The organism is Roseococcus thiosulfatophilus (assembly GCF_017311575.1).
GTDB lineage: Bacteria > Pseudomonadota > Alphaproteobacteria > Acetobacterales > Acetobacteraceae > Roseococcus > Roseococcus thiosulfatophilus.
Genome location: NZ_JAFFQY010000033.1, coordinates 25,786 through 52,367 on the forward strand (window position 1 = coordinate 25,786; position 26,582 = coordinate 52,367).

Annotated in this window: 25 protein-coding genes; 14 read left to right on the plus strand and 11 right to left on the minus strand. The window is 71.6% G+C overall.

The window, feature by feature from the left end:
* Positions 1-4: 4 nt before the first annotated feature.
* Positions 5-964: a Bug family tripartite tricarboxylate transporter substrate binding protein gene (locus JTN19_RS11870; protein ID WP_206932688.1), complete on the plus strand. Its 960-nt coding sequence runs from the start codon at positions 5-7 to the stop codon at positions 962-964.
* A gap of 4 nt (positions 965-968) precedes the next feature.
* Positions 969-1,952, plus strand: a complete 984-nt coding sequence (locus JTN19_RS11875) for an NADPH:quinone oxidoreductase family protein (RefSeq protein ID WP_206932692.1) — start codon at positions 969-971, stop codon at positions 1,950-1,952.
* Here the strand turns inward: JTN19_RS11875 and JTN19_RS11880 are convergent.
* The 5 genes from JTN19_RS11880 to JTN19_RS11900 are packed head-to-tail and all read right to left on the minus strand — an operon-like array spanning position 1,936 to position 6,789.
* Entirely contained in the window at positions 1,936-2,688 is a 753-nt protein-coding gene (locus tag JTN19_RS11880; protein ID WP_206932693.1) for an enoyl-CoA hydratase-related protein, read from the minus strand. The two genes, JTN19_RS11875 and JTN19_RS11880, sit on opposite strands and share 17 nt — an antisense overlap.
* Before the next feature lie 30 nt (positions 2,689-2,718).
* Positions 2,719-3,930, minus strand: a complete 1,212-nt coding sequence (locus JTN19_RS11885; RefSeq protein WP_206932694.1) for a molybdopterin molybdotransferase MoeA — start codon at positions 3,928-3,930, stop codon at positions 2,719-2,721.
* A gap of 9 nt (positions 3,931-3,939) precedes the next feature.
* Positions 3,940-4,434: a molybdopterin-guanine dinucleotide biosynthesis protein B gene (mobB, locus tag JTN19_RS11890; protein WP_206932696.1), complete on the minus strand. Its 495-nt coding sequence runs from the start codon at positions 4,432-4,434 to the stop codon at positions 3,940-3,942.
* Between the two features lie 7 nt (positions 4,435-4,441).
* A complete protein-coding gene (locus JTN19_RS11895) occupies positions 4,442-5,617 on the minus strand; it encodes an enolase C-terminal domain-like protein (RefSeq protein ID WP_206932698.1) in 1,176 nt (391 codons plus the stop codon).
* Positions 5,617-6,789, minus strand: coding sequence for a CaiB/BaiF CoA transferase family protein (locus JTN19_RS11900; protein WP_206932699.1), 1,173 nt, complete (start codon positions 6,787-6,789; stop codon positions 5,617-5,619). Before JTN19_RS11900 ends, JTN19_RS11895 begins: the two co-directional genes overlap by 1 nt.
* An 87-nt stretch (positions 6,790-6,876) precedes the next feature.
* Between JTN19_RS11900 and JTN19_RS11905 the strand changes: the two genes are divergently transcribed.
* From JTN19_RS11905 to JTN19_RS11960, 12 genes are all read left to right on the plus strand, one after another.
* Positions 6,877-7,656, plus strand: coding sequence for an enoyl-CoA hydratase (locus JTN19_RS11905; RefSeq protein WP_232370752.1), 780 nt, complete (start codon positions 6,877-6,879; stop codon positions 7,654-7,656).
* A 64-nt stretch (positions 7,657-7,720) separates the two neighbouring features.
* On the plus strand, positions 7,721-8,848 hold the full coding sequence (locus JTN19_RS11910) for an FAD-dependent oxidoreductase (protein ID WP_206932708.1): 1,128 nt from the start codon (positions 7,721-7,723) through the stop codon (positions 8,846-8,848).
* Positions 8,845-10,437 (plus strand): acyl-CoA dehydrogenase family protein, encoded by a 1,593-nt coding sequence (locus JTN19_RS11915; RefSeq protein WP_206932710.1) that lies wholly within the window; start codon positions 8,845-8,847, stop codon positions 10,435-10,437. Before JTN19_RS11910 ends, JTN19_RS11915 begins: the two co-directional genes overlap by 4 nt.
* Before the next feature lie 86 nt (positions 10,438-10,523).
* Positions 10,524-12,095, plus strand: coding sequence for a phytoene desaturase family protein (crtI, locus tag JTN19_RS11920; RefSeq protein WP_206932711.1), 1,572 nt, complete (start codon positions 10,524-10,526; stop codon positions 12,093-12,095).
* On the plus strand, positions 12,092-13,678 hold the full coding sequence (locus tag JTN19_RS11925) for a phytoene desaturase family protein (protein ID WP_206932713.1): 1,587 nt from the start codon (positions 12,092-12,094) through the stop codon (positions 13,676-13,678). Before crtI ends, JTN19_RS11925 begins: the two co-directional genes overlap by 4 nt.
* 6 nt (positions 13,679-13,684) lie before the next feature.
* Positions 13,685-14,491 carry a lysophospholipid acyltransferase family protein gene (locus tag JTN19_RS11930; protein WP_206932715.1) on the plus strand — a complete coding sequence of 269 codons (807 nt, stop codon included), beginning with the start codon at positions 13,685-13,687 and terminating at the stop codon, positions 14,489-14,491.
* A gap of 6 nt (positions 14,492-14,497) precedes the next feature.
* Positions 14,498-15,595: a glycosyltransferase gene (locus JTN19_RS11935; RefSeq protein WP_206932717.1), complete on the plus strand. Its 1,098-nt coding sequence runs from the start codon at positions 14,498-14,500 to the stop codon at positions 15,593-15,595.
* Positions 15,592-17,223 carry a squalene/phytoene synthase family protein gene (locus JTN19_RS11940; RefSeq protein WP_206932719.1) on the plus strand — a complete coding sequence of 544 codons (1,632 nt, stop codon included), beginning with the start codon at positions 15,592-15,594 and terminating at the stop codon, positions 17,221-17,223. The genes JTN19_RS11935 and JTN19_RS11940 overlap by 4 nt, the downstream gene beginning before the upstream one ends.
* A complete protein-coding gene (locus JTN19_RS11945; protein ID WP_206932721.1) occupies positions 17,220-18,428 on the plus strand; it encodes an FAD-dependent oxidoreductase in 1,209 nt (402 codons plus the stop codon). The genes JTN19_RS11940 and JTN19_RS11945 overlap by 4 nt, the downstream gene beginning before the upstream one ends.
* Before the next feature lie 60 nt (positions 18,429-18,488).
* The gene (locus tag JTN19_RS11950) at positions 18,489-18,695 is read left to right on the plus strand and encodes a DUF3185 family protein (RefSeq protein ID WP_206932723.1); all 207 of its coding nucleotides are present in this window, start codon (positions 18,489-18,491) and stop codon (positions 18,693-18,695) included.
* Positions 18,696-18,758: 63 nt separating this feature from the next.
* Positions 18,759-20,087: an aldehyde dehydrogenase family protein gene (locus JTN19_RS11955; protein ID WP_206932725.1), complete on the plus strand. Its 1,329-nt coding sequence runs from the start codon at positions 18,759-18,761 to the stop codon at positions 20,085-20,087.
* Positions 20,088-20,185: 98 nt separating this feature from the next.
* A complete protein-coding gene (locus tag JTN19_RS11960; RefSeq protein ID WP_206932727.1) occupies positions 20,186-21,328 on the plus strand; it encodes a glycosyl hydrolase family 8 in 1,143 nt (380 codons plus the stop codon).
* Here the strand turns inward: JTN19_RS11960 and JTN19_RS11965 are convergent.
* From JTN19_RS11965 to JTN19_RS11990, 6 genes are all read right to left on the minus strand, one after another.
* Positions 21,309-22,355, minus strand: a complete 1,047-nt coding sequence (locus tag JTN19_RS11965; RefSeq protein WP_206932729.1) for a glycosyl hydrolase family 8 — start codon at positions 22,353-22,355, stop codon at positions 21,309-21,311. The two genes, JTN19_RS11960 and JTN19_RS11965, sit on opposite strands and share 20 nt — an antisense overlap.
* 5 nt (positions 22,356-22,360) lie before the next feature.
* Entirely contained in the window at positions 22,361-24,235 is a 1,875-nt protein-coding gene (gene ptsP, locus JTN19_RS11970; RefSeq protein WP_206932731.1) for a phosphoenolpyruvate--protein phosphotransferase, read from the minus strand.
* An 8-nt stretch (positions 24,236-24,243) separates the two neighbouring features.
* Entirely contained in the window at positions 24,244-24,513 is a 270-nt protein-coding gene (locus JTN19_RS11975; protein WP_242531109.1) for an HPr family phosphocarrier protein, read from the minus strand.
* 98 nt (positions 24,514-24,611) lie between these two features.
* The gene (locus JTN19_RS11980) at positions 24,612-25,055 is read right to left on the minus strand and encodes a PTS sugar transporter subunit IIA (RefSeq protein ID WP_206932738.1); all 444 of its coding nucleotides are present in this window, start codon (positions 25,053-25,055) and stop codon (positions 24,612-24,614) included.
* Positions 25,052-26,053, minus strand: a complete 1,002-nt coding sequence (rapZ, locus tag JTN19_RS11985) for an RNase adapter RapZ (protein ID WP_340643320.1) — start codon at positions 26,051-26,053, stop codon at positions 25,052-25,054. Before rapZ ends, JTN19_RS11980 begins: the two co-directional genes overlap by 4 nt.
* The gene (locus JTN19_RS11990; protein ID WP_206932739.1) at positions 26,050-26,496 is read right to left on the minus strand and encodes an HPr kinase/phosphorylase; all 447 of its coding nucleotides are present in this window, start codon (positions 26,494-26,496) and stop codon (positions 26,050-26,052) included. Before JTN19_RS11990 ends, rapZ begins: the two co-directional genes overlap by 4 nt.
* Between the last annotated feature and the right edge of the window lie 86 nt (positions 26,497-26,582).

The window sequence follows — 26,582 nt, forward strand, 5'->3', positions numbered from 1 at the left end:
ACCCATGCACGCCACCCGACGCGCCATCCTGGCCGCGCCGCTGCTCGCCACGCCCGCGATCGCCCAATCCTGGCCCACGCGGCCGGTGCGGATCATCGTGCCCTATCCGCCGGGGGGGCCCACCGACATCGCGGGGCGCGTGGTGGCGGCAGGGTTGCAGGCGCAGCTGGGCCAGCCCGCGGTGGTGGAGAACCGGGCGGGCGCCTCGGGCGTGATCGGCTCGGGCGAGGTGGCGCGCGCGGCCCCCGATGGCGGGATGTTCCTGGTGAATGCGTCCGCGCATGTTATCATCCCGCACCTCCAGCCCAACATGCCCTTCGACGCGGTGGCGGATTTCACGCCGGTGACGGAGCTGGTGAAGGTGCCGCTGATCCTGGTGGTGAACCCGCAGCTGCCGGTGAACAGCGTGGCGGAGCTCATCGCCATGGCGCGCGCGCAGCCGGGGCGGCTGTCCTATGCGTCCTCCTCCATCGGTGGCGCGCCGCATCTGGCGGGCGAGATGTTCAAGCTGATGACGGGCACGAACATCGCCCATGTCCCCTATCGCGGCTCCGGCCCCGCGCTGACGGACATGGTGGGCGGGCATGTGCAGGTGATGTTCGACAGCCTGGCCTCCTCCGCCCAGCATGTGCGCGAGGGGCGGCTGAAGGCCTTGGCCGTCAGCACCGCCGAGCGCATCGAGGCCTTCCCGAACCTGCCCACCATCGCGGAGGCCGGCGTGCCGGGCTACGAGATCACCACCTGGTACGGCATGTGGGGGCCCAAGAACCTGCCGGAGGCCATCGCGACGCGCATCCAGCAGGCCGTGGCGGCGGTGAATTCGACGGAGGAGGCAAAGGCGCGCTTCACCGCGCTCGGCGCCCAGCCGGTCGCCAGCCCGCCCGCCGACTTCGCCCGCTTCGTGCGGTCCGAATATGAGCGTTGGGGCCGGCTGGTCCGCGACGCCAGCATCACGGCGGGCTGACGCCATGCGCGCATTGGTCTGCGAATCCTGGCGCCCCTTCGACCAGCTGGAGGTGAAGGAGGTCTCGCCGCCGCCCATGCGCCCCGGCGCGGTGCGGATCCGCGTGGAGGCCTCGGGCGTTTCCTTCGCCACGCAGCTTGTCGTGGAGGGCAAGTACCAGCGCCGCCCGCCCCTGCCCTTCACCCCCGGCACGGAGGCCGCGGGCGTGGTGCTGGAAGGCCCGCTGCCGGCCGGCACGCGCGTCTTCGCCGCGCTCGACTGGGGTGCCATGGCCGAGGAGGCGGTGGTGGACGCCATCCACGTCACCCCGCTGCCCGACCATCTGCCGCTCGATGCCGCGGTGGCCATGCCCATCAGCTACCCCACCGCGGCCTCCGCGCTGATGTGGCGCGGCCGCGTGGGGCCGGGCGACTGGGTGCTGGTGCAGGGCGCCGGTGGCGGCGTAGGGCTGGCGGGGGTGGAGGTGGCGCGCGCCTTGGGCGCCCATGTCATCGCGCGCGCCGGCGTGGCGAAGCACGCGGCGCTGCACGCGCGGGGCGCGGAGGTGGTGCTGGACTCGGAGCAACCCTTCCGCGATGCGGTGCGCGCGGCTACGGGCGGCGCGGGCGTTTCCTGCGTGCTGGACACGATCGGCGGGGCCAGCTTCGACGAATCGCTGCGCTGCCTGGGCGATGGCGGCACGCTGGTCACCATCGGCTATGCGGGCGGCGGCATCCCGACCGTGCCGGCGAACATCCTGCTGCTGAAGAACATCGGCGTCGCGGGACTGAACTGGGGCAGCTACATCGGCTGGTCGCCGGGCGATGGGCGCGAGGGTTACGCGCCCCGCGTGCGTGCCCTGTGGGACCAGCTGGTGGCGTGGTGGGCGGAGGGGAAGCTCCGCCCCGAAGTCCATGCGCGCTACAAGCTGGACGACTTCCGCGCGGCGATGGCGGAAGTGGCCAACCGCCGCGCTCTGGGCCGCGTCGTCATCACCCCTTGCGCTTGAGGAAGCCCGCGAAGGCGGCCTGCGCCTCCTCGCTGCGCAGGCGCTCGCCGAAGGAGACGCGCTCGGCCGTCATCACCGCGCGCAGCGCCTCGGCGTGCGGCGCCTTGATGAGGCGCTTGGATTCCTGAACGGAGCCGGGCGGCAGGGCGGCCAGGGCCGCGGCCATCTCGGCGGCCGTGGCCTCCACCGCGCCATCCTCCACAGCGCGGGTGGCGAGGCCGGCTTCCGCCGCCTCGGCCCCGCTGAAGGCGGCGCCCGAGAGCAGCCACCAATTGGCCGGCGCCGGACCCACGCGCAGCGGCAGCAGGAAGGAGGAGCCGGCCTCCGGCACCAGGGCCAGCTTCGTGAAGGGCATCATCAGCCGCGCCGAGGTGCTGGCCACCACCACGTCGCAATGCAGCAGCAGGGTGGTGCCGATGCCCACGGCATTGCCGCGCACGGCAGCCACCACGGGCTTGGTCGTGGCGACCAGGGCTTCGAGGAATTCGAAGGCGGCACCGGGGTCGCCCGGCTTGCGTTCACCGGCCGCCGCGAAGTCCGCGATGTCATTGCCGGCCGTGAAATCGGCGCCGCCCGCCAGCAGGATCACGCGCACGGCGTCATCGCCCGCGGCCGCGCGCAGGGCGTTGCCCATGGCGCCATACATGTCCCGCGTGAGCGCGTTCTTCTTGTCGGGGCGGTTCAGGCGAATGGTCAGCACCGCGCCCTCGCGCGCGGTCTGGACGTGGTCGGTCATGCGGTTTCCTCCGGGTCTCGGGCGAGCCTGTCAGAAAATCCCGTGGAAGGGGAGGAGGCGCAGCGCATCGCCGGGGCGGACCACCTCCAGCGCCTCCGGCAGTTCGGCCAGGGCGTCGGATTGCGTGAGCGAGGTGAGCCAGGCCGAGCCGTCGCGCGGAAATCTTTGCGCGACGCCGTTGCGCAGGGAGACGCGCAGATATTCTCGGCGGCCGGGGCGCTTCATGTGGTGGAAGCCGGCGATGGCGGTGAGGCGGGGCCACGTCTCGGGCTGCGCGCCCACGAGCCGCAGTATCAGCGGCCGCGCCAGGTGCAGGAAGGCCACCACCGCCGCCACGGGGTTGCCGGGCAGGCCCAGCAACGGGGTGCCCGCCACCACGCCCAGCGCGGCCGGCCGCCCCGGCTTCACCGCCAGGCGCCAGAAATCAAGGCGCCCCAGGCTGGCCCGAACGTGGTCCTCCTCGCCCGCCGAGACGCCGCCCGAGGTCAGCAGCAGGTCCTGGCTTTCGGCGGCGGCGTGCAGGGCGCGGCGGGTTTCGGCGGCGTCGTCGCGCAGGATGCCGAAATCCGTCACGAGCACGGGCAGCGCGGCCAGCAGCGCCATCAGGGTGAAGCGGTTGCTGTCATGCGCCTGGGCCGGGCCGAGGCTCTGGCCGGGCGGCACCAGCTCATCGCCGGTGGAGAAGACGCCCACGCGCAGCAGGGGCCGCACGGGCAGCGTCGCGGCGCCGAGTGCGGCGGCCAAGCCGATTTCGGGCGCGCGCAGGCGGCGGCCTTCGTGCAGCGCCTCCGCGCCGGGGGCGAGTTCCTCGCCGGCCTCGCGGGTGTTCGCCCCACGCGCCAGGCCAAGCGGGACATGCAGCGCGCCATCCACCACCCGCGCCGCCTCCTGCATCACCACCGTGTCCGCGCCCGCGGGCAGGGCGGCGCCAGTGAAGATGCGCGCGGCGGTGCCGGGCTCCAGCGCGCCCGGGGCCGCGCCCGCCGCGACGCGCGCCGCGATGGGCAGCGGGCCGGTTGCGGGGTGCTGGAAGGCGTAGCCGTCCAGCGCCGCATTGGTGAAGGGCGGCAGGGGTGTCGCAGCGTGGAGCGGCCGCGCCAGCACGCGGCCCAGCGCCGCGACGAGCGGCACCAACTCCTCGCCGCCGCGCGGGCTGACGCGGGCCATGATCAGCGCCTGCGCGGCCTCGACCGTCAGCAGGCGGTCATCCTGCGCGAAGCAATCCTCGGGAAGGGGCGCCATGCGCGCAGGCTAGCCCGCCGCGAGGCGCAACGCAGCCGCGCCGATCGCCGGGATGTCGTCCAGCGGCAGGTGCGGCGGCGCGCCGGGGGGCGGCGCCACATCGCTCGCCACCGCCACGATGCCGGGCCGGCCGGGGTAGAGGTAAGGCTGGCCGAGCGCGGCCCGGTGCACCTCGATGCGCGGATGCGGCCCGTCCTTGAAGCCTTCCACCAGCACCAGGTCCACGGGGGCGAGGTGCGCCAGCAATTCCGGCAGCTCCGGCTCCGGCGCGCCGCGATGCTCGGTCAGCAGCGCCCAGCGTTGCGAGGAGGCGAGCAGCACCTGCGCCGCCCCCGCTTCGCGGTGCGCGTGCGAATCCTTGCCGGGGCGGTCGAGGTCGAAGCGGCTGTGCGCGTGCTTGATGGTGGAGACCGTCACCCCCTGCCCCGCAAGCCAGGGAATGAGCCGCGCGACCAGCGTGGTCTTGCCCGCGCCGCTCCAGCCGGCGAAGCCGATCACGCGCATCGCAGCGTCAGAGGTCGCGCAGCACGGCGTAAAGGTCGGACTTCGCCTCGAAGCCGATGCCCGGGATGTCGGGCATGCGGATGCGGCTGTTCTCGACGGGCGTGCTGTCGGCGAAGCCGCCGAAGGGCGCGAAGACCTCCGGGTAGCTCTCATTGCCGCCCAGACCGAGGCCCACCGCGATGTTCAGCGCGAACTGGTGCCCGCCATGCGGCACGCAGCGGCGCGGCGACCAGCCGTGTTCGCGCAGCATCTCGAGCGTGCGGAGATATTCCACCAACCCGTAGGACAGCGCCGGGTCGAACTGCAGCACGTCACGGTCGGGTCGCAGCCCGCCATGGCGGATCAGGTTGCGGGCATCGAGCATGGAGAAGAGGTTCTCGCCGGTGGCCAGCGGCGGTGCGTAGTGCTCGGCCAGCGTCGCATGGGTGGCGTAGTCCAGCGGGTCCAGCGGTTCCTCATACCAGCGCAGGCCGAAGCCCTGGATGGCGGCGCCGTAGCTCAGCGCCGCGTGCAAACCAAAGCGCCCGTTCACGTCCACGCAGAGCCGGTGGCCCTGCCCGTCCAGCAGCTTCAGCACCGCCTCGATGCGTTGCAGGTCCAGCAGCAGCGCCTCGCGCAGCCCCATGCCGGGCGAGCCGCCGATCTTCATCTTCACGACGCTGTAGCCGAGGCCGAGATAGCGCTTCATCTCCTCGACCAGGGCTTCCACATCCTTGCCCGGCTGGTAGTAGCCGCCGGCGGCATAGACCCAGGCCTGCTCATCGGCGCGGCCCTGGTTGTAGCGGTCGGCCAGCAGCTTCCACAGCGGCACGCCGGCGAGCTTCGCCGCCGCGTCCCACAGCGCCATGTCGAGCACGCCCACAGCCACCGAACGGTCGCCATGGCCGCCCGGCTTCTCGTTCTTCATCATCGCCGTCCAGGCGGGGATGGGGTCGAAGCCGCCATCTTCATGGGCGGGCAACTCGCCCACGGCTTCGAGGCGCGGGATGAAGCGCTCCGCCAGCAAACCAGGCTGGGCGTAGCGGCCATTGGAGTTGAAGCCATAGCCCGTGGCGCTGCGGCCATCGCCGGATTCGACGGTGACGGCCATCACGCTAGCCGTCATCTTGGAGAAATCAATATAGGCGTTGGCGATGCTGCTGCTGATCGGCACCACGCCCTGGCGGATGGACGCGATGCGCATCAGATGGCCTTCGCCGCGCGCAGGGCGGCGATTTCCTCGGCCGAGAAGCCGAACTCCGCCAGCACCTCATCCGTGTGCTGGCCGCGCTCGGGCGTGGGGTTGCGGTTGCACTGCACCCCCTCGATCTGCATGGGCGCGCGCACCAGCGTGATCTCGCCCAGCTTGGGGTGCTGCACGGGCATGGCGATGCCCAGATGCTTCACCTGCTCATCGGCGAAGACCTGGTCCATCGAATAGACGGGGCCGCAGGGCACGCCCGCCTTGTTGAACTCCGCCACCCAATGCGCGCTGGTGTTGGTGCCGATCACCTTCTGAAGCATGGCGTTGGTCTTGGCGCGGTTCTTGGACCGCAGCTTGTCGTTCGCCACGTCGGGGTCCTTGGCCTCCTCCTGGATGCCGAGGACGGAGACGATGCGCTCCCACATCTGCTGGCCGCCGCCGGCCAGGTTCACCACGCCATCGGTCGTCTGGAAAAGGCCGGTGGGCACGGTGGTCGGGTGGTCATTGCCGGCCTGGGGCGGCACCTCGCCCGCCATGGTCCAGCGGGTGGCCTGGAAGTCCATCATCGCGATCATGGCCTCCAGCAGCGAGGTATGCACCCAGCGGCCCTTGCCCGTGCTCTCGCGCTCCAGCAGCGCCACCATGATGCCCAGCGCGCAGTAGAGGCCGGCGGTGAGGTCCGCCACCGGAATGCCGGCGCGCACGGGGCCCTGGCCGGGCAGGCCCGTTACGCTCATCAGCCCGCCCATGCCCTGGGCGATCTGGTCGAAGCCCGGGCGCTTGGCATAGGGGCCGGTCTGGCCGAAGCCGCTGATCGAACCCAGCACGATGCGCGGGTTGATCTTCGACAGCGTCTCGTAATCCACGCCCAGGCGGTTCTTCACATCGGGGCGGTAGTTCTCCACCACCACATCGGCCTTGGCGACGAGGCGGTGGAAGGTGGCCCGCCCCTCCCCGGACTTCAGGTTCAGCGTGATGCCGCGCTTGTTGCGGTGCACCAGCTGGAAGTCCGGGCCGTGGCGCTCGCCGCCCAGCCCCTTGCCGGTGTCCACCTCGTCCGTGGCCTCGACCTTGATGACATTGGCACCCCAGTCGGCCAGCTGCCGCACGCAGGTGGGTCCCGAACGGACGCGGGTGAGGTCGAGCACGGTGAAACGGGAAAGCGGCATCATGGCATGGGTCCCCTGGCGACTGCGCGTGTGCATCTTCCACCCCGCGGCTTTCGCTGCAACCCTGCCCGGGAAATGGAGGAACAGAACATGTCGAGTGAATTGTTGATCGAGCACCGGGACGGGATCGCCTTCGTGACCCTGAACCGCCCCCAGGCGCGCAACGCCATGACCTTCGAGATGTATGAGGGCCTGGCCAAGCTGGCCACCCAGGCCAACACGGACGACGCCATCAAGGCCATCGTCATCACCGGCGCGGGCGAGAAGGCCTTCGCCGCCGGCACCGACATCAGCCAGTTCACCAATTTCCGCACGGCCGAGGATGCGCTGGCCTATGAGGAAAAGATCGACCGGATCATGACCGCGCTCGAGACCTGCATCAAACCCACCATCGCGGCCATCGCCGGGGCCTGCACCGGGGGTGGCGCGGGGATCGCCGCGGTGTGCGACCTGCGCATCGGCGCGGCCAATGCGCGCTATGGCTTCCCCATCGCGCGGACGCTGGGCAACACGCTCTCCATGGCCAATTTCGCCCGGCTCTCCACCATGATCGGGCCGACGCGGGTGATGGACCTGGTCTACACCTCGCGCCTGATCGAGGCGGAGGAGATGAAGGCCTGGGGGCTGCTCTCCGAAATCCTGCCGGATCATGCGTCCCTTCAGGCCCGGGCGGCGGAACTCGCCGCCACGGTGGCGGGCCATGCGCCCCTGACGCTGCGCGCCTGCAAGGAGGCCCTGCGCCGCCTGCGCGCGCCCCTGCGGGAGATCAATGGCGATGACCTGGTGGAGATGTGCTTCACCAGCCGGGACTTCGCCGAAGGGGTGGAGGCCTTCCTGGCCCGCCGGCCGGCCGTCTGGCAGGGCCGCTGACCGGGAGGGTAACGAACCCCAAACGCCCCTGTGACACGGGCGAAAATGCGCTAGGTTGGATGGAATGCAGAACCGTCCAACCGCTCTCGTCCTCGGCGCCGGCATCATGGGGCTCGGCGCCGCCTGGGGGCTGCGGCGGGAAGGCTTCGCCGTCACGGTGGTGGACCAGGCGACCCCGCCCAACCCGCACGGATCCTCGGTGGATCACCACAGGTTGATCCGCCACAGCTATGGCGCGCAGCATGGCTATATGCGGATGGTGGACGCCGCCTATGCCGCCTGGGAGGAGCTCTGGGCCGAGCTGGGCCAGGTGCTGCACGTCCCGACCGGGGTGCTCAGCATTGACGAGACGGGCTGCACCAGGGTCGCCACCAGCCGCGCCGCCCTGGCGCTGGGCGGCTATCCCACCGAGGACCTGACGGGCCCCGAGATCGAGGCGCGCTTCCCCTATCTGTCCGGCGGGCATGTCGCGGACGCCCTGTTCTGCCCCCTGGGTGGCGTTCTGCTGGCCGGGCGGATTGTGGGCGCGCTGGCGGACCACCTGCGCGCCCAGGGCGTGGTGTTCGAGCAGGCCCGCGCCATGTCGGTGGACCCGGCCCGTGGCGCCATCACGCTGGAAGGCGGCGCCACCCGCGCGGCCGATGTGCTGGTGGTCGCCGCCGGCCCCTGGGCGCCGCGGCTGCTGCCGGCGCTACACGGGCGCGTGGTGGCCTCGCGGCAGGTCATCATCCGCCTCATGCCGCCGGCCGAGACCCTGCCGCAATGGGAACGCGCGCCCATGGTGCTGGAGCTGGGCGAGACGGGCGGCTTCTACCTGGTTCCGCCCGTGGCTGGCACCCCGCTCAAGATCGGCGACCACAGCTTCTCCCGCCAGGGCGACCCGGACGAGCCCACGCGCGAGGCCGACCCGCGGGAGGTGGCGCGCATCCTGGACCTGGCCCGCGCCCGCATCCCGGGGCTGGACGGCTTCACGCTGGTTGACAGCGCCAACTGCTTCTACGATGTGGAGGACGAAGAGCGCTTCGTCATCGAGCCCCTCTCGCCGCGGGCCTGGGTGATGAGCGGCTTCTCCGGCCATGGCTTCAAGTTCGGCGCGGTGCTGGGGCTGCGCCTCGCCCGCACCATCGCGCGCAACGAGGACGCGGCGGCCTTCTCGGCCTGGGCCGCCGGAGAGGAGAGCCTGCCCGCATGACCAGCCAGCTCGACGACATCCGCTTCGCCCTCACCCGGCTGCACCCCATCCCCGAGGAGGTGCTGGGTGCCGACGACGTGGCCGCCCTGCTGGAGGAGATGCGGAAGTTCACCGAGGGCGTGGTCGAGCCCCACCGGCTGGAGGCGGACCGCCAGGGCGCCCGCTTCGAAGGCGGCGAGGTGCGCTGCCCCCCCGCCTATCGCGACATCTATGCCAAGTGGATCGAGGCCGGCTGGCAGGGCCTGCCCGCCGATGAAGCCCATGGCGGCCAGGGCCTGCCCTTCGCGCTGGCCGCCGCCATGAAGGAATTGCTGACCACGGCGGACCACGCCTTCAGCCTCTGCCCGACCCTGACCTGGGGCGCGGTGGAGCTGCTGGAACGGCACGCCACGGAGGACCAGGCCGGGCGCCTGCTGCCGCCGCTGGTCTCGGGCGAATGGAACGGCACCATGTGCCTGACCGAGCCGCAGGCGGGCAGCGACCTCTCCACCGTCCGCACCCGGGCGGAGCCGCTGGGCGACGGCCGCTACGCACTGCACGGCCAGAAGATCTACATCACCTATGGCGAGAACGACCTGGCCGCGAACACCCTCCACCTCGTGCTGGCGCGGCTGCCGGAGGCGCCGGCGGGGTCGCGCGGGATTTCGCTCTTCGCCTGCCCGAAGCTGAAGGCGGATGGCAGCCGCAACGCGGTGCGCTGCGGGGGGATCGAGCGCAAGCTCGGCATCCATGCCTCGCCCACCTGCATCATGCTGTTCGAGGGGGCGGAGGCGGAACTCATCGGCGAACCCCATCGCGGCCTGCCCGCCATGTTCGCCATGATGAACAATGCCCGCCTGCAGGTCGGCATCGAGGGGGTGGCGGCCGGCGCCCGCGCCCTGCACCTCGCCACCGCCTACGCCGAAGGGCGCGAGCAAGGGGGCAAGCCCATTGCCCGCCACCCCGATGTGGCGCGGATGCTGGCCGAGATGCGCGCCACCACCCTGGCCGGGCGGTTCCTGGCATTGGAAGCCTGCGTCGCCGCCGATGCGGCGCGGGCGGGCGTGGCGGGGGCGGAGGAGAAGCTCGCCCTGCTGACGCCCATCGTGAAATCCTGGTGCACGGACCGGGGGGTGGCCGCGGCCTCGCTCGGCGTGCAGGTGCATGGCGGCATGGGCTTCGTGGAGGACACGGGCGCGGCCCAGGTGCTGCGGGATTCGCGCATCTGCCCCATCTATGAGGGCACGAACGGCATCCAGGCGCTGGACCTCGTCACCCGCAAGCTGCCGCGGGACCAGGGGGCCACGCTGCGCGCCATGCTGGCCGCCGCCGTGGCCGAGGATGCGCGCCTGGGTCCCGCGGCCGAGGCGCTGGAAGGGGCCACAAGCCGCATCCTGGCCGCTTCCCCCGCCGAGGTGGCCGCCACCGCCACCGCCTATCTCGAAGCCTGCGGTTGGTTCCTCGGCGCGGCGCAGCTGGCCAGGGCGGCGCGGCTGGAGCCCGCCTATGGGCCCATCGCGAGCTTCTACATGGCTCGGCTGCTGCCCCGCGCCGTGGCGCATTGCCAGGAAATCGCCGGGGCTGATGAAGTCCTGGCGTTGATCGCTTAGGGGAAAGAAGTGGTTGTGAACAATCGGGGGCTTGCGTCCCTGCGGCAACACAGCATGTTGATGCGTAGCATAAGAACAGCCCAGGCATGAACGCACCACTTCCCGCTCCCGCCCTGCGGCGCCTCCGTCCCAGCATCGCCATCATTGGCGCGGGGCCCGGGGGTCTCGCGGCGGCAATGCAATTGGCCGCAACCGGCGCCCGCGTGACCCTTTTCGAAAAAGACGAGGTGGTGGGGGGGCGTACCCGTACCTTAACCTCGCCAGAAGGTTACAAGTTCGACCTGGGGCCGACCTTCTTCCTCTACCCGCGAATCCTGCGTGAGATCTTCACCGCCTGCGGCGCCGACTTGGACGAGGAAATCGACCTCATCCAGCTCGACCCGCAATACCGGCTGATCTTTGAGGGCAAGCCCAACACCGTCCTGGACGCGACCGGTGACCTGGACAAGATGGAGGCCGCCATTGCCGCCATCGCGCCCAAGGACGCGGCGGGGGTGCGGCGCTTCATGGCCGACAACCGCTGGAAACTCGATGCCTTCAAGCCGGTGCTGGAGCAACCCTTCAGCACGGCCGCGCGCATGCTGGGGCGCGACGTGCTGGGCAGCCTGCCGCAGCTTCGGCCCCACTTGCAGGTGGATGACGACCTGAAGCGTTACTTCAGCGACCCCCGCATCCGCCTCGCCTTCAGCTTCCAGACCAAATACCTGGGCATGTCACCGTTCAAATGCCCCTCGATGTTCACCATCCTGAGCTTCCTGGAATATGAATACGGCGTCTATCACCCGCGCGGCGGTTGCGGCGCCGTCAGTGACGCCATGGCCCGCGTGGCCGAGCGGCTGGGCGTCGAGATCAAGCTGAACACGCCGGTGGACCGCATCACCTTCCAGGGCCGGCGCGCGACCGGCGTGGAGGCCGGCGGCCAGCACGTCCCGGCCGATGCCGTCGTCATCAACGGCGATTTCGCCCATGCCGTGCCGCGCCTGGTGCCCGACCGCATCCGCAAGGCCTGGTCCGACCGCAAGATCGAGCGCGCGCGCTATTCCTGCTCCACCTTCATGCTCTACCTGGGCGTGGAAGGGGAGTTGCCGCAGCTTTCCCACCACAATGTGCTGCTGGCCGAGACCTACCAGGAGAACATCCGCCAGATCGAAGGCGGCGTGATCCCGGCGGTGCCGAGCCTCTACGTCCAGAACCCGACGGTGACGGACCCCTCGATGGCCCCGCCCGGCCATTCGGCCCTCTACATGCTGGTGCCCGTGCCCAACCTGCGCTTCGGCGCGGATTGGCGAAAGGAGACCAAGCCCTTCCGCGACCTGGCCATCAAGCGGCTGGAGACGCTGGGCATCCATGACCTCGAATCCCGCATCCGGTATGAGCGCGTGGTGTCGCCCCAGGGCTGGCAGGATGATTTCTCGGTGGGCTATGGCGCCACCTTCAACCTCAGCCACGACCTGATGCAGATGCTGAGCTTCCGGCCGCGCAACCGCTTCAACGACACCGAGGGCCTCTACCTCGTCGGCGGCGGCACGCATCCGGGCTCGGGCCTGCCCGTGATCTATGAGGGCGCGCGCATCACCACGCGCCTCATCCAGGAAGACCTCGCGCTGGCCGCCGGCAAACTGCCCGCCGCCCTGGCGCCGCAAGGAGCGAACACATGACCACCTCCCATGTCGTCGTGGTGGGGGCGGGGCTGGGTGGCCTCGCCGCCGCCGTCACCGCGGCCGCGCGCGGCCACCGCGTGACGCTGCTGGACAAGAACCCCTGGCTGGGCGGCAAGGCGGCGCAACTGTTTCTCGACGCGCCCGATGGCAGCGGGTCCTTCCGCTTCGACATGGGCCCCACCATCCTGACCGTGCCGCGCGTGCTGCGGCGGATCATCGCGGAAGCGGGGCGCGACCCGAACGCGGAAATCCCGCTGATCCGCCTCGACCCGCAATGGCGCTGCTTCTTCGAGGACGGCACCCGCATCGACCTGATGGAGAATGTCGACGCCATGGCCCAGGCTATGGACCGCTTCGCCCCGGGCAAGGGGCTGGGCGAGGGCTACAGGAAGTTCCAGGACGTGGCCAAGCACCTCCATGGCGTCTCCGAAAAATTCTTCTTCTGGAAGTCCGTCGAGGGCATCGGCGACACGCTGGACCTCAAGGCCAATTTCAGCCCCTCCACGCTGCGCGACGTGCTCTCGCTTCGCATGGGGCAGACGGTGGCCAAGGTGATCCGCGGCCATGTCCCGGATGAGCGGCTGGCGCAGATGCTGGACCATTTCTGCCAGTATGTCGGCTCCAACCCCTACCTGGCGCCGGCCGTTCTCTCCTCCATCGGCGACATGCAGGCGAGCGAGGGCGTGTGGTACCCGGTGGGCGGCACGCGCGCCGTGGCCGAGGGCCTGGCGCGGCTGGCCGGCGAACTGGGCGCCGACCTCCGCCCCAACAGCGACGTGACGGGCTTCGACATCGAGAACGGCAAGGTCGTCGCCGTGAAGCTCGCCTCCGGTGAGCGCATCGCCTGCGACGCCGTGATCTCCAACATGGACGCCATCCGCACCTACAAGGAGCTGGTGGGCGGCGCGCCGGGCGCGACCTATGCGAAGAAGGGATATGAGCCGGCCTGTTCCGGGGTCGTGCTCTATCTCGGCCTGAACAAGCGCTACGACCACCTGGCGCATCACTGCTTCGTCTTCTCCCGCGACGCGGAGGAGGAGTTCGACGCCATCTACAAGAAGGGCGAGCCGGCGCCGGACCCCACGGCCTATCTCGCCGCCACCTCCGCCACCGACCCGACCAGCGCGCCGGAAGGTGGGGAGGCGCTCTACGTCCTGGTGCACACGCCCTACATGCGGCCGCACCATGACTGGAACCAGCTCTTCCCCGGCTACCGCCAGAAGATCCTGGACAAGCTGAAGCGCACCGCCGCCATGCCGGACATCGAGGAGCGCATCGTGGTCGAGCACCGGCTCACGCCCGTGGACATCCATGAGCGCTACCGCGTGCTGAACGGCGCGATCTATGGGCTGGCCTCGCACGGGGCCTATGTGGGCGCCTTCAAGCCGGGCAACCGTTCGCGCGCGGTGAAGGGCCTGTATCTCGCCGGCGGTGCCGCGCATCCCGGCCCCGGCATGCCCATGGTGATGATGTCGGGCTGGATCGCGGCGGACAGTCTGGACAAGGACCTGGGCGGCCGTGGCATGTCGCCCGAGGCGGAGCTGGCCGGCCGGCGCGAGGCCGAGCTGCTGGGCGCCTGATTCGCCATGGCGGCGGAAGACCCCTCTCCCGTCGCCCTGCGCTCCGAGCGCATGATGGCCTTCTTCCAGGTGGCCTTCACGCGCACCTTCCAGGGCAGCTTCACCGCACTCCGGGTGGCGAAATGGGGGCTGCCGCAGGTCCCGCCCGGGCGGCCCGCCATCATCCTGATGAACCACCCAGGCTGGTGGGACGGGGTGCTGGTCATGCTGATGATGCGCCGCTTCTTCCTGGACCGGCCGGGCTTCACGCCCATGGATGCGGCGGCACTGGAGAAGTACCGCTTCATGAAGAAGCTGGGCGTCTTCGGCGTCGAGCAGGGCACGGCGCGCGGCGCGGTGCGCTTCCTCCAGACCGCGAAGCAGGTGCTGGAAGACCCGCGCCACACGCTCTGGATGAATGCGCCCGGCCGCTTCGCCGATGTGCGCGAACGGCCGGTGCCGCTGGCCCCGGGTGTCACGCGCCTCGCCGAGATCGCGCCCGACGCCCTCATCATCCCGCAGGCCATGGAGTACCTGCACTGGAGCGAGAAGCGCGGAGAGGCGCTGATCGCCTTCGGGCCCCCGCTCGACGCGCGCGAGCTGCTGGCCATGGACCGCAATTCCCGCACCGAGCACATCCGCGCCGCCTGCACCGCCGTCATGGACCGCCTGGCCGAGGACGCGATCAGCCGCGACCCGCAACGATTTGAGATTGCGGTGGAAGGCCGGAAAGGGATGGGCGGTTTCTACGGCACTTGGCAATATGCGCGGGCGCTGCTGCGGGGGCAGCGCCACGATCCGCGGCACGAGACACGCGGGCAGACGGGAGCCTGAAGGTCCATGGAGTTCGCCCATATCGCGCTGGCGCTGGCGCTGATGCCGGTCATCTTCAGCATCATCAACCTGCGGCTGATGCCGCGCCTCTCGGGGAAACCCCCGGCGGGCACCAAGGTCTCCATCCTCATTCCCGCACGGAACGAGGAGGGCAACATCGCCACCTGCCTCGATGCCGCCCTGGCCTCCACCGGCTGCGAGGTCGAGGTGGTGGTGATGGATGATGGCAGCACCGACCGCACGGCCGAGATCGTCCGCGCCTATGCCGCGCGCGACCCCCGCGTGCGCCTGGTGGCCGCCCCCTCCCTGCCGCCGGGCTGGACGGGCAAGGTGCACGCCTGCGCACGTCTCGCGGAGGGCGCGACGGGCACGCATTTCCTCTTCATTGACGCCGATGTGCGCCTGGCCCCGCACGCCGCTTCTGCCATGGCGGCGCATAGCGCCGAGAAGAACATCGCCCTCATCAGCGGCGTGCCGCGGCAGGAGATGAAGACGATCGGCGAGGGGCTGACCGTGCCCTTCATCAACTTCCTGCTGATCTGCTACCTGCCCTTCGGCGGCCGGGCCATCCAGCGCAAGCCCTCCCTCGCCGCCGCCTGCGGGCAGCTCATCCTCGTCGAACGCCGAGCCTATGAGGGCACGGGCGGCCACACCACCATCAAGGGCGTGCTGCACGACGCCATCGCGCTGGCCCGCCTGTTCCGCGAGCGTGGGCACGACACCGAGATCGTGGACGGCGCGCCGCTCGCCACCTGCCGCATGTATGAAGGCTTCGCCCATGCCTGGGGCGGCTTCATCAAGAACGCGCGCGAGGGCATGGCCACCCCCATCGGCCTGCCGGTCTGGACGGTGCTGCTGGCGGGCGCCCATCTCTGGCCCTGGGCGCTGCTGCCGGGCTGGGAGGCGGCCTTCACCATCCTGCTGATGTTCGCGCTGCGCGCCGCCGTCACCCTCCGCACGGGTGAGCCCTGGTGGACCGTGCCGCTGCACCCGCTGACGGTGCTGGTGGCGCTGGCCATCCAGTGGACGGCGCTGGTGCGCTCCGCTTTGGGGCTCAAGGCGGGCTGGAAAGGTCGCGCCTATACCGCCACAAAGGGGGCATGACGGACGTCAAGGCCCCGGGCGCGCCCAACCGCGACCACGATACGGAGAACTTCCCCACCGCCTCGCTGATCCTGGCGAAGGAGGTGCGCGGGAAGGTCATGGCCTTCTACCGCTTCGTCCGCACGGCGGACGACATCGCGGACAGCGAAAGCCTCACCCCGGACGAGAAGCTCGCCCGCCTCAACGCCATGGAGGCGGCGCTGGACGACCCGCGCACGCCCCTGCCCGAGGCGGCGCGGCTGCATGCGGAGGGGGTGGGGGTGGAGGAGGCGCGGCTCATGCTGTCGGCCTTCCGCCAGGATTCGCGGCAGGCCCGCTATGCCGATTGGGACGCGCTGCTGGACTACTGCACCCGCAGCGCCGACCCCGTGGGGCGCATGCTGCTGCGCCTGCATGGCAGCGACACGCCCGAGGCGCGGGCCAGCGCCGATGCCCTCTGCACCGCGTTGCAAATCCTGAACCACATCCAGGACCTGGTGCCCGACCGCGCCAAGCTCGACCGCGTCTATGTGCCGCAGAGCTGGATGGCGCTGGCCGGCGGCGAGGAAGCCTTCTTCACCCCGTCCAACACGAAGCGGCGCGAGGTGCTGGACGCCATGCTGGACCGGGTGGAGGAACAGCTCGACCGCGCCCAGGCCCTGCCGCGCCTCGTGGCGTCGCGCCGGCTCGCCATCCAGTCGGCCATGACCATCGGCCTCGCGCGGCGGCTGCTGGCGAAGCTGCGCGTGGCGGACCCGGTGCTGGGGCGCGTGGCGCTGGGCAAGCTCAACTTCGCGCGGGAATTGCTGGCCGCCCCCCTGCCCGGCCCGCATGATCCGGACCTGACCGCGAGCCGCGTGAAGCGCGCCGGTTCCTCCTTCGCGCGGGGCATGGCGACGCTGAAGGGCGAACGCCGCCGCGCCCTCTGGGCCGTCTATGCCTTCTGCCGCGCGGTGGACGACATCGCGGACGGCGCCATGCCGGAACTGGAGAAGCGCCGCTTCCTGGCCGATTGGCGCGGCAAGCTGACGGCGCCCGATTGCGTCATCTCGCGCGAACTGCACCTCGCGCGCATCGGCTTCGACGTGCCGCTGGCGGAGTACGAGGCCATGATCGCGGGCATGGAGACGGACGCCGCGGACCATTTGCGCCTGCCGGATGAAGCGGCGCTGGACCTCTATTGCCGCCGCGTCGCCGGCAGCGTGGGCGCGATGAGCGTGCGCATCTTCGGCGACCCGGGCGCGGAGCAATGGGGGCTCGACCTCGGCCACACCTTCCAGCTGACGAACATCCTGCGCGACGTGGACGAGGATGCGGCGCGGGAGCGGGTCTACATCCCCCGCACCCTGCTCGACGCCGCGGGCATCCCCGAGGGGCCGGCGCGGTCCATCGTGGCGCACCCGGCCTTCCCCGGCATCTGCGAGCAGCTGGCCGAGCAGGCCCGCCAGGGCTTCGCCCGCGCCGAGGCCGAATTGCCCCGCCACGACATCCGCGCCCTGCACCCCGCGCGCGTCATGATGATGGCCTACCGGCGCATCCTCGACATCATGATCGCGCGCGGCTTCGCGGGTGCCCGGCCGCGCGCGCGCCTCTCGCGCCGCGAGAAGATCGAGATGGCGGCCTTCGCGCTCGGGCTGCGCGGCGCATGATCCATGTGGTGGGGGCGGGTGTCGCGGGGCTGGTCGCGGCCCTCGCTTTGGCCCGCGCGGGGCGCGAGGTCACGCTGCACGAGGCGACCCCCGGCGCCGGCGGCCGCGCCCGCGCCCTGCCCGATGGCACGGACAACGGCACCCATGCGCTGATCGGCGCGAACCGCGTGGCGCTGTGCTTTCTTGACGAGATCGGCGCGCGCGCGGGCTGGATCGAACCCGAACCCGACGGCCTGCCCGTGCTGGACCTCGCGGATGGTTCGGCGCGGCTCGTGGCCCTCTCGCCGCTCGGCTGGTGGCGGGCGGACCGGCGTCCGGCCGGCGTCTCGGCCGGCGCGGTGGCGGCGATGATGCGGATGGCCATCCCGGTGCCCGACCGCACCATCGGCGACGCCATGGCCGCGCACCCCGCCTTCCTGCGCGGCTTCGTGGACCCGCTGACCATCGCGGCGCTGAACACGCCGGCGGCGGAGGCCTCCTCTCGCCGCATGGGCCAGGTGCTCCGCCGGCTGGGCACGCCCGGCGCCACGCGGCTTTTCGTGGCAAGGCGCGGGCTGGGGCCGGACCTGGTGGAACCCGCGCTGGACGCCATCAGGAAGGCGGGCGGGCGCTATTTGCCTGACAGCCGGCTGCGCCGCCTGGACCAGTCGGGCGGCCGCGCCACGGCGCTGCATTTCCACGAGGACAGCATCCCCCTGGGCGAGCAGGACCGCGTCGTGCTAGCCCTGCCCCCCTGGGAGGCGACACGGCTGCTGACCCATGTGGACGCGCCCCAGTCCCATGCCCCCATCGTCAACCTGCATTTCGCCCGCACGGGGCCGGGGCCGGTGCGGTTCATCGGCCTGCTCGGCGCGCTGTGCCAATGGGTGCTGGTGCGGCCGGAGGGGGTTTCCGTCACCGTCAGCGCCGGCGATGCCGAGGCGGGGGAGGAGGCCGAGACGCTCGCGGCCCGCGCCTGGACGGAGATCCTGCGCGCGGCCATGGCCTTCCGCCTGCCCGGCGATTGGCCCATGGCGACGCCCCCCTGCCGCGTCGTGAAGGAACGCCGCGCCACGCCACGCCAACGCCCCGGCGCCATCCCTCGCCCGAAGCGCCTGCACCTGGAAAACCTGGCGCTGGCCGGCGACTGGACCTGGCCGCATCTGCCCGCGACCATCGAGGCCGCGGCGTGTTCGGGCCGGGCGGCGGCGCGCGCGCTGACCTGAACCACGCAACCCACGCGCCTACCGGGTGTTGAGAGCACACAACAACCGGAGCGACATCATATGCGAGCGAGTTTCCTCCTGGGCGCAGGCCTGGCCGTGCTGGGCGTGGTGCTCTTCATCATCGGCCTGAATGCGACCCAGGCCCCCATGGAGCAGGTGGTCGAGACCTTCACCGGCCGCTTCACCGACCAGACCATGTGGTACATGATCGCGGGTGGCGTGGTGTTCCTGGGTGGCTGCGTCCTGGCCGCGCGCGGCGCGCGGTAAACCGCAGGCTGGCGGGTGGCTGGGCTTCCCAAGCCCGGCGCCCTCCCCTACCCATCGGGGGACATGACGCCCGCCCAAGCCCTCGCTGCCCTGCGCGCCGCCGAAGCCGAGGACGGCGTGCCCGACCTCCATCAGCGCCGCGCCCTCCTGGACAAGCTCTCCCGCGCCGTGATGGCCCGCGCCGCCGCCATCGTTGACGCCGCCCACGCGGATTTCGGCGCCCGCAGCGCCGAGGACACGCTGCTGGCCGATGTGAAGATCATCGCCGACGCGGCCGCCCACCTCCGCCGCAACCTGCGCCGCTGGATGCGCCCCGCCCGCGCCTCCGTGCCCTTCCCCTTCCAGCCCGCCCGCGCCTGGACCGAATGCGTGCCGAAGGGCGTGGTGGGCATCATGTCGCCCTGGAACTACCCGGTGCAGCTCGCCCTGCTGCCGGCGCTGGACGCCATCGCGGCCGGCAACCGGGTGGTGCTGAAGCCCTCCGAGCACACGCCGCGCTGCGCGGCCCTCCTGGCCGAGATCGTCGCGGAGGCGCTCGGCCCGCGCATGGGCCTGGTGGTGCAAGGCGGGCCCGAAGTGGCGCGCGACTTCGCCGCCACTCCCTGGGATCACCTGGTCTTCACCGGCGGCACCGAGACGGGCCGCAAGGTCATGGCCGCCGCCGCCCGGCACCTCACGCCGCTGACGCTGGAATTGGGCGGGAAGTGCCCCGCCCTGGTGCTGCCGGGTGCCGACCTCGCCCGCGCCGCGCGCGACATCCTGGTGGCCAAGGCGGTGAATGCCGGCCAGACCTGCATCGCGCCCGACACCGTGCTGCTGGTGGGCCATGCGGCCGCGGATTTCACACGCGCGGCACGGGAAGCGGGCGTGGGACCCACGGGCACGCAGGTCATCAACACCACGCAACAGGCGCGGCTGGACCGCATCTCGGGCACGGCCGGCATCGAGTGGCTGGCGCCGGAGGGCATCGGCCTCGCGCCCGCCGCGGGCGGTCTGGCGGAGGAGGAAATCTTCGGCCCCGTCCTCGCCGTGGAGGAATGCGCGGACCTCGCCGCCGCGCTGGACTGGGTGCGCGCGCGGCCGCACCCGCTCGCCATCTACCTCTTCGGCGCCACGCGCGCGGAGGAGGAGGTTGTGGCCGCAGGCACACGCTCCGGCGCCATCGTCACTGGGCGGGCGCTGGAATACGCGGCCATCACGGCGCTGCCCTTCGGGGGGGTTGGCGAATCGGGCTTCGGGCGGCGCAATGGCGAGGCGGGGTTCCGCGAATTCTCCAACCTGCGTGCCCGCGTGCGGCACGGACGATGGAGCCTGGCCCGACTTTTCGACAGGCCGCACAGTGGCTTGGCCAGAAAACTGATCCGCCGCCTCGTGGGGCTGCCGCCACCGTAACTTTTTTCTTCGCCGCGCGTTAAGCGCGTGTTTTCCCCCATGGAATCCCGCAAGGGTTGTGGTTATCTTTGGGGAACTTTCTGGCGGAGCAACAAAAAGTGGCCGTCCATCTGCATGCCAAAAAGGCTGGACCGGCATCGGGCGACACGGCGTTTTCACGCCGCCTGGCCCTCGGCGGAATCTTCGCGGCCTTCGCGGCACCCGCCCAAGCCTCGCATGGCGGGATCGACCTGGAGGCCGACTGGTTCGCCTTCGCGCGACGCTTCCTTCACCCCTCGGGGCGCATCCTCGACACGGGGAATGGCAACGTCTCGCACAGCGAAGGCCAGGGCTATGCCCTGCTCGCCGCCGTCCGCGCCCATGACCAGCGCAGCTTCGATCACATTCTGAACTGGACCGTCGAGGCGCTGCGCCGCCCGGATGACAGCCTGCTGGCCTGGCGCTGGCGCCCCGGCACGGATGTGCCGGTGAACGACATGAACAACGCCACCGATGGCGACATCTTCGTCGCCTGGGCACTGGCCATCGCGGGCGACAAATGGCGGGTACCCCGCTACCGGGCGCGCGCCACGCAGATGGCGCGGGACATCCTGCGCCGCTGCGTCACGCAGGTGGGCCGGCGCTCTGTGCTGCTGCCCGGGGCCTATGGCTTCCGCAACGAGCAACGGGTGGTCCTGAACCTGTCCTACTACACCCTCCCCGCCCTGCGGGCCCTGTCCTTCCTGGCGCCCGACCCCGCCTGGCGGCGCGTCGAGACGGATTTCCTGCCCCTCATCCGCCATGCGCGCTTCGGCCAGTGGGGCCTGCCGCCCGACTGGCTGGAATTGCCGGCCAGCGGAGAGGGGCAGGGCATTCCCGCCCGGGGCTGGCCCGGCCGCTTCTCCTTCGACGCGGTGCGCATTCCGCTGAACCTCTGCTGGTCCGGGCTGCACCACAAGGCCGCGGTGGCGGCGGCGCGGCGCTTCTGGCTGGAGCAGCCCCATGGCGTGATGCCGGCCTGGGTGGATCTGCAGACCGGCCTGCAGGCGCCCTTCGCCGCCCCCAGCGGCGTGCGCGCGGTGGCGCGGCTGGCCGAGGCGGCGCAACGTGGCTATGGCCGGGCCGAGGACATGCCGCGGGTCGAGGACGCGGCGGACTACTACGCCGCCGCCCTCACCCTGCTCTCGCGCATCGCCTGGCACGACCTGTCGCTCGGCCTGTCCTCGACCGAAAACGGAGACGCTACTCGCCGCGCCGGCTGAGGCCGATCTCGCGCCAGGCCAGGCGGCTCAGCAGGACAAGGCCCGCCGCCTCCTCATCCTCGGCGTCGGAGAGCACGGGCAGGCTGTCCATCGTGCCGCGGCCGAGCGAGGCGGCCTCGGCCAGCTTGGCCACGGCACGCAGCCCGGCATGGCCAGGCTGGGGCGCCACGCGGCCCTCGCGCAGGTCGGCCCAGGCGGGGATCTCGCCCTGCCCCTCCCAGAATGCCAGCGCCGCCGCGACCGGCGGGTCGCGCCCCAGCCCCGCCCAGCACAGGTGCAACACCGCCCCGGCGGCGATGGCCGAGAAGCGCGGCGGCCAGCCCGTGGCGAGGGTCAGCCGCCCGCTGGCGCGGTCCAGTTCCAGCCAGTCGGGCGGCAGCAACCAGGGGCCGAAGCGCGCCCGGCGGATGAGCGAGAGCGCCTCCGCCCGCACATAGTCCCAGCGCCGGTCGGGCGCGGCCTGGGCCAGGGCGGGAAAGGCGGGCAGGACCAGGCTGCCCGGGCTCAGCACGCCGCGCCGCGGGTTGAAGAAGCCGCCGGCGGCGGGCAGCAGCAAAGGCGGGCCGCCGGGCAGCAGGCAACGCGACAGGATGTCCTGCGCCATGGACTGGCCCAGCCGGCGCAGATCGGCCCGGCGCCAGCGCTCGCTGGCCTGCACCAGCGCCCAGGCGGCCATCAGGTCGGCATGGGTGGAATTGTTGGAATCGCCCGGCCCCTCCTCGCGCCGCCAGGCCCAGAGGTGGTCATCCGGGCGGCGCAACGTCGCGAGGGACCAGGCGAGGATGCGCTCGAAGCGCGGCAGGTCGTTCGCGTGCAGGGCGGCCAGCAGGCCGATGGCCTGGAAGCCGGATTCGGTGGCCTCGGGGCGGGTGGCCGGGACCATGCGCCCCTCGGCGGCGAGGAAGCGGCCGCGCAGCCAGTCCCAATCCGCTTCCGGCCCCGTGGCATGTGCGGCCTGCGCGCCGCCAACCCCCAGAAATGGCAGCAGCGCCGGGAGGCCGCGTCGCGGCAGGGGGTGGCCGGCCATGGCGCCTAGGCCGTCCCGAACTTCTCGACCAGTTCCGTGATCTGCGCGGGGTCGCTCTGCTCCATCACGCGGCGGGCGAAGCGGGCGCAGTCGTCGATGTTGAGCGCGCGCACGGCCTGCTTCACGCGGGGAATGGCGCTGGCATTCATGGAGAGCGAACGCAGGCCGAGGCCCAGCAGCAGCGGCACCAGGCGGGGGTTGCCCGCCATCTCGCCGCAGACCGAGACGGGCATGCGCAGGCGCAGCGCGGCCTCGATCGCGAACTGCATGAGGCGCAGCACGGCCGGGTGCAGGGGGTCGTAGAGGTGGGCCACGTCAATTTCGGCGCGGTCCACGGCCAGCGTGTACATGGCCAGGTCATTGGTGCCGATGGCGAAGAAATCCGCCTCCAGCGCGATGGCATCGGCGGCGAGCGCGGCACCGGGCGTCTCGATCATGGCGCCCAGGGGCGGCAGCTTGTCGGGCAGGCTCTCGCCGCGGCGGCGCAGGCGGCGGGCCACGCGCTCATAGATCTCACGCGCCTCGGCCACCTCGGCCGGGATGGTCACCATGGGCAGCAGGACGCGGACATTGCCCTGGGTGGAGACGCGCAGGATGGCGGCGAACTGCTCCTCCAGCAGCTCGGGCCGCTTCAGCAGGAGCCTAATGCCGCGCAGGCCCAGCGCCGGGTTGGGGCCGACCGCCATGGGCACGCTCTCGGCCAGCGCCTCGATCTCCTTCTCGCCGCCCCAGTCGAGAACGCGGATGGTGACCGGGTCATGACCCATGGCGTCCACGATCATGCGGTAGGCGGAGACCTGGGCGTCCTCGTCCGGCAGGTCCTTGCGGTTCATGAACAGGAACTCGGTCCGCAGCAGCCCGATGCCCTGGGCGCCCGCCTGGTCGAGCAGGGGAAGCTCGGCCGGGATTTCGAGGTTGGCCTGCAGCTCCACGATCTGCCCGTCCAGCGTCTCGGCCGGCAGGCGGCGCAGCTTGCCGAGGCGCGTGCGCTCCTTGGCCTGCGCGGCCAGGCCCTCCTTCGCCGCGGCCAGGGTCTCGGCGGTGGGGTGCAGGGCGATGAAGCCCCCCGCCCCGTCCACGACCGCCTGGTCGCCGCGCTTGGCGGCCGCCGTCAGCCCATGGCAGCCGATGACGGCCGGGATGCCGAGCGCGCGCAGCATGATGGCGGTGTGGCCATCGGCGCCGCCCTCCTCGGTGCAGACGGCGGCGATGCGGCCGGGTTCCAGCAGGGCGGCGTCGGCGGGGGTGAGTTCCTCAGCCACCAGGATGGCGCCGACGGGCACGCCCTTGAGGCTGCGGAAGGGTGTCGCGGTGAGGTTGCGGATGAGGCGGCGGGCGATCTCGCGCACCTCGCCGGCGCGGCGGTTCAGCCCGGCCTTGTCGTCATCCTTGGCGGCCAGGATGGTGGTGGCGATGGCCTCGGCCTCGTCATGCACGGCGGTCTCGGCGGCCAGCAGCTCCTCGCCGATGCGCTTGCGCGCGCCGCGCAGCAGGCGCGAATTGCCCAGCATGAGGATATAGGCGTCGAGGAGGGGCTCGAGTTCCTCCTGCGCCTCCTCGGGCAGCACGGCCAGGCGGCCCTTGAGCTTGGCCACCTGCTTGCGCGACTGCGCCGCGGCCTCGGAGAGGCGGGTGCGCTCGGCATCGGCCTCGGCCTCGGTGATGGCGCGGCGGGGGGTCTCGGCCACCTCCTCGGAGGTGTCATAGACGGCGCCGATCGCGATGCCGGGGGAGACGGGAATGCCCGTCAGCCGCTGTTCCGTCGCGGTCGCGGGCGCGGCGGCGCGGGGGGACCGGCGGCGCTCCTCCGGGCGGGGCGCCTCGGGCTTGGCGGGGCCGTCGGTCTTCACCGCGGGCCCGGTGTCACGCGGGGCCACCATGGCGGGGATCAATCCTCATGGAAACCGGCCTCGATGAGGCCCGCGACGGCGTCCAGCGCCTCGCGCGCGTCCCAGCCCTCGGCCTCGACCAGCACCTCACTACCCTGCCCCGCGCCCAGCATCATCAGCCCCATGATGGAGCAGGCGGGCACGGTCTGCCCGGCGCGGGTGACATTGACGCAGGCGGAGAAACGCTCGGCCAGGGCCACCAGCTTGGCGGCGGCGCGGGCGTGCAGGCCGCGGCTGTTGGGGATGGTGATGGTCCGGCGCAGCACCATGCCGCCCGAGGGGTCGCAGCCGCAGGGGCCGGGCTCGGCGGGGGTCATCGTGATGGGGGGTTGCGCCACGGCGCCACCATCCTCGGAAGGCCATTCATTCATCCGACGTTCCCATTCCCTGTGGCTTTTGCATGGCCATTCGTGGTTGCGCCCGAAAGATCGGACTGGCTCGCGATGTATTTTCGCCCGGCCTTGGTCGCGTGGTCCACCGCTTCCGACAGCGGCTCGCTGCCCCGGATCTTGGCGAGCTTGACCAGGAGGGGAAGGTTCACCCCCGCGATCACCTCCACCTTCCGTTGCTCGGCCAGCGAGAGGGCGAGGTTGGAGGGCGTGCCGCCCGCGATGTCCGTCAGCAGCACCACGCCATCGCCCTGGTCCACCTCCGCGATGCGGCCGCGGATGTCGGCCCGCCGGCCCTCCATGTCGTCCTCGGGCCCGATGCAGACGGTGGCGACGGCGTTCTGCGGGCCGACCACATGCTCCATCGCGTGGCGCAGCTCCAGCGCGAGCCGCCCATGGGTGACGATGACAAGGCCGATCATTGCGGTTCGACGGGGTGAAGGGGCATCGGGGGGGTATGGGTCTTCAGGTCTCTTGAGGGGGCGGGGTCAGGGGAGATGCCCGGGGGGCTCTCCCCTGGGGCATCGGTGCCGCGCGTCGCAGGATGGTCCATAGCACGAATGCCCCCCAGTTCACGATGCGCGAGATCAACACGCCAGCCCTGCCGGCCGAGATGGTCGGCCAGCCGTTCCGCCACATGCACCGAGCGGTGCCTGCCGCCGGAGCAGCCCAGCGCGATGGTGAGGTATTTCTTTCCCTCGGCCACGTAGCGGGGCAGCAGCGGCTCCAGGAAGCCGGTCAGCCGCGACCAGAATCCCGCATAGGCCTCGTCCGCCTGAACATAGGCGGCGACCTCGGGGTCCTGCCCGGTCCGGGGGCGCAACGCATCCACGTAGTGCGGGTTGCGGAGGAAGCGCAGGTCGAAGACGAGGTCCGCCTCCCGCGGCAGGCCCTTCGGGTAGGCGAAGGACTGCACCAGGATGCTCAGCCCCGGCGCGCCGGACGGGCGGAAGCGGGCCTCGATGACGCGGCGCAGCTCGGGCAGGGGGAGATCGGTCGTGTCCACCACCAGGTCGGCGGCCTCGCGCAGGGGGGCCAGCCGCGCGGCCTCGCGCGCGATGCCCTCCTGCACGCCGCCCTTTCCCGTGGCAAGCGGATGGCGGCGGCGCGTCTCGGTGTAGCGGCGCAGCAGCACGGCCTCATCGGCCGTGGCGAAGACCAGCGTCAAATCCAGCCCCGGCCGCGCGCGCAGCCGCCCGATCGCCGCGAGCACCTCCTCCGCGTCGAAGCCGCGGCTGCGGATGTCCACGCCGGCGGCCACGGGGGAGGTGCTGCCGGACACCAGCGTGTCCAGGAGAGCCAGCGGCGGGTTGTCCACCGTCTCATGCCCCAGATCCTCCAGGACGCGCAGGATGGAGGATTTCCCGGCGCCCGAGAGGCCCGTCACCAGCACCAGGACGGGTTTCGCCTCCCCGCTCACGCGGCGAAGGCCCCGGCGGTGAGGCGCAGGCGGCCGGCCAGAACGTCCAGCGCCCGCTTCAGCGCCTCGGGCGCCGAGGGCGCGCGTCCGTCCAGGCGCAGCAGGGGGATGGCCTGGCCCATGGCCGTCCAGTTTGCGGGTTCGGGCAGGCGGGGCACCGCCTCGCGCGCCACCAGTTCGACCGCCAGGGCGAGGCGGGCGCGGACCCAGGGCAGCCCCTCGAGCAGGCCGAGCCCCCGCACCTCCAGCCGCCCGGCCAGGGGGGCGGGCGGGGCAGCCATCAGCGCCGCGCCGTGCATGGACATCTCGACCTGATCATCCGCCACCAAGAGCGCCCCCTGCCCCAGCAGGCGCAGCGCCAGATCCGACTTGCCGCCGCCTGGGGGGGCCAGCAACAAAATGCCCGCCCCGTCCAGCGCCACGCAGCTTCCGTGCAGGAGCATCCCGGCTGCCCGTCACTTGTGAAGAAGCGGTTTATGGCAGCATTGGGGCCGGGACGGAAGCGGCACCGCCGGGCGGCTTGCATGGC

Bases quoted from the DNA above. Each gene is read 5' to 3' on its own strand.
- JTN19_RS11935 (WP_206932717.1), top strand. From the start codon at position 14,498: ATGGAGTTCGCCCATATCGCGCTGGCGCTGGCGCTGATGCCGGTCATC.
- JTN19_RS11990 (WP_206932739.1), bottom strand. From the start codon at position 26,496: ATGCTCCTGCACGGAAGCTGCGTGGCGCTGGACGGGGCGGGCATTTTG.
- JTN19_RS11870 (WP_206932688.1), top strand. From the start codon at position 5: ATGCACGCCACCCGACGCGCCATCCTGGCCGCGCCGCTGCTCGCCACG.
- mobB (WP_206932696.1), bottom strand. From the start codon at position 4,434: ATGCGCGTGATCGGCTTCGCCGGCTGGAGCGGCGCGGGCAAGACCACG.
- JTN19_RS11885 (WP_206932694.1), bottom strand. From the start codon at position 3,930: ATGGCGCCCCTTCCCGAGGATTGCTTCGCGCAGGATGACCGCCTGCTG.
- JTN19_RS11905 (WP_232370752.1), top strand. From the start codon at position 6,877: ATGTCGAGTGAATTGTTGATCGAGCACCGGGACGGGATCGCCTTCGTG.
- JTN19_RS11975 (WP_242531109.1), bottom strand. From the start codon at position 24,513: ATGGTGCTGCGCCGGACCATCACCATCCCCAACAGCCGCGGCCTGCAC.
- JTN19_RS11880 (WP_206932693.1), bottom strand. From the start codon at position 2,688: ATGACCGACCACGTCCAGACCGCGCGCGAGGGCGCGGTGCTGACCATT.
- crtI (WP_206932711.1), top strand. From the start codon at position 10,524: ATGAACGCACCACTTCCCGCTCCCGCCCTGCGGCGCCTCCGTCCCAGC.
- ptsP (WP_206932731.1), bottom strand. From the start codon at position 24,235: ATGGTGGCCCCGCGTGACACCGGGCCCGCGGTGAAGACCGACGGCCCC.
- JTN19_RS11980 (WP_206932738.1), bottom strand. From the start codon at position 25,055: ATGATCGGCCTTGTCATCGTCACCCATGGGCGGCTCGCGCTGGAGCTG.
- JTN19_RS11915 (WP_206932710.1), top strand. From the start codon at position 8,845: ATGACCAGCCAGCTCGACGACATCCGCTTCGCCCTCACCCGGCTGCAC.
- JTN19_RS11930 (WP_206932715.1), top strand. From the start codon at position 13,685: ATGGCGGCGGAAGACCCCTCTCCCGTCGCCCTGCGCTCCGAGCGCATG.
- JTN19_RS11900 (WP_206932699.1), bottom strand. From the start codon at position 6,789: ATGATGCCGCTTTCCCGTTTCACCGTGCTCGACCTCACCCGCGTCCGT.
- JTN19_RS11945 (WP_206932721.1), top strand. From the start codon at position 17,220: ATGATCCATGTGGTGGGGGCGGGTGTCGCGGGGCTGGTCGCGGCCCTC.
- JTN19_RS11965 (WP_206932729.1), bottom strand. From the start codon at position 22,355: ATGGCCGGCCACCCCCTGCCGCGACGCGGCCTCCCGGCGCTGCTGCCA.
- JTN19_RS11955 (WP_206932725.1), top strand. From the start codon at position 18,759: ATGACGCCCGCCCAAGCCCTCGCTGCCCTGCGCGCCGCCGAAGCCGAG.
- JTN19_RS11910 (WP_206932708.1), top strand. From the start codon at position 7,721: ATGCAGAACCGTCCAACCGCTCTCGTCCTCGGCGCCGGCATCATGGGG.
- JTN19_RS11925 (WP_206932713.1), top strand. From the start codon at position 12,092: ATGACCACCTCCCATGTCGTCGTGGTGGGGGCGGGGCTGGGTGGCCTC.
- JTN19_RS11940 (WP_206932719.1), top strand. From the start codon at position 15,592: ATGACGGACGTCAAGGCCCCGGGCGCGCCCAACCGCGACCACGATACG.
- JTN19_RS11950 (WP_206932723.1), top strand. From the start codon at position 18,489: ATGCGAGCGAGTTTCCTCCTGGGCGCAGGCCTGGCCGTGCTGGGCGTG.
- JTN19_RS11875 (WP_206932692.1), top strand. From the start codon at position 969: ATGCGCGCATTGGTCTGCGAATCCTGGCGCCCCTTCGACCAGCTGGAG.
- JTN19_RS11895 (WP_206932698.1), bottom strand. From the start codon at position 5,617: ATGCGCATCGCGTCCATCCGCCAGGGCGTGGTGCCGATCAGCAGCAGC.